Origin of the sequence: Deinococcus pimensis DSM 21231, assembly GCF_000519345.1 — a bacterium.
Taxonomy (GTDB): Bacteria; Deinococcota; Deinococci; order Deinococcales; family Deinococcaceae; genus Deinococcus_A; species Deinococcus_A pimensis.
This window is the reverse complement of the sequence record NZ_KI912640.1, coordinates 84,133-85,049: the sequence shown is the minus strand read 5'-3', so window position 1 is coordinate 85,049 and position 917 is coordinate 84,133. Positions and strand designations below refer to the sequence as shown.

At 74.3% G+C, this 917-nt stretch carries 2 protein-coding genes and 1 pseudogene; all 3 read right to left on the bottom strand.

All coding sequences use genetic code 11. The features are described 5' to 3' along the window. Nucleotides 1–60: 60 nt before the first annotated feature. A complete protein-coding gene (locus tag DEIPI_RS39535) occupies nucleotides 61–264 on the bottom strand; it encodes a hypothetical protein (RefSeq protein ID WP_027481830.1) in 204 nt (67 codons plus the stop codon). A 17-nt stretch (nucleotides 265–281) separates the two neighbouring features. Continuing rightward, the gene (locus tag DEIPI_RS0111165; protein ID WP_027481829.1) at nucleotides 282–764 is read right to left on the bottom strand and encodes a tRNA (cytidine(34)-2'-O)-methyltransferase; all 483 of its coding nucleotides are present in this window, start codon (nucleotides 762–764) and stop codon (nucleotides 282–284) included. Continuing rightward, nucleotides 748–917: pseudogene (locus DEIPI_RS41390) on the bottom strand (2-C-methyl-D-erythritol 2,4-cyclodiphosphate synthase); the annotation flags it as partial. The pseudogene DEIPI_RS41390 and the gene DEIPI_RS0111165, both read right to left, overlap by 17 nt.

The window sequence follows — 917 nt, the reverse complement described above, 5'->3', positions numbered from 1 at the left end:
GCTCCCGTCAGGGCTGAGCGAACCACCCCTCGGGCCCCCGGCGACCGCCGGGGGCCCTCCTCATTCCAGCTCCACGACCTCGTAGCGGAAGTCCGCGTCCCCCGCGAGCCGCGCCGCCTCCAGCGCCTCCTCGCGCGTGCCGAACAGACGGCGCGCGCCCGCGTCGTCCTCCATGAAGACGGGCTCGAAGCCCGCCGGGTCGGGCCGTTCGTGATCCTCGAGGTCGCGTTCCTGGCGGTACTGCATGATGACGGCGAAGGGCATGCGCACAATCTACGGTGTCAGGAGTCCGGACCTCGCCAGCCGTGCAGCTGCCGCGACGCCTCGTACGCCGCGACGCCCGCCGCCACGGCGAGGTTGAGGCTGCGTCCCCCGCCCGGCATGGGGAGCGTCACGAGGTCGAGGCGTTCACGCAGCCAGCCCGGCAGGCCGCGCGACTCGGGCCCGAAGACCAGCCAGTCGCCCGGCCGGTACCGCACGTCCGTGTAGGGCCGCTCCGTGCGGGCCGAGAAGCCGAAGGTGCGCGCCCCCGGCGGGAGGGTCTCCTCCAGCGCCGTCCAGTTCGCGTGCTCCACGAGCTCCACACCGTCGAAGTAGTCGAGGGCGGCGCGGCGGAACTTCGGGTCGTGCAGCCGGAACCCGAGGGGCCGCACGAGGTGCAGGCGCGCGCCGAGCACCGCGCAGGTCCGCGCGACGTTCCCGACGTTCCCGGCGTTCTCGGGCTCGAACAGGACGACGTTGAGGGGCTCACTGCCCCCCGACACCGCGCGCCCTCAACAGGACCGTGGCGCGGGCCTGCACGTGGTCCGTCGCGAGTCCCTCGCTCGTCTTGAAGGACACGCCCACCATCGCGGGCGCGAGGCCCACCACGCGCGCCACCGCCTCCGCGATGGCCGCGCGGCGCGCGCCGAGCTTCG

Coding starts and splice junctions, on each gene's coding strand:
- DEIPI_RS39535 (WP_027481830.1), bottom strand. CDS start 264: ATGCCCTTCGCCGTCATCATGCAGTACCGCCAGGAACGCGACCTCGAG.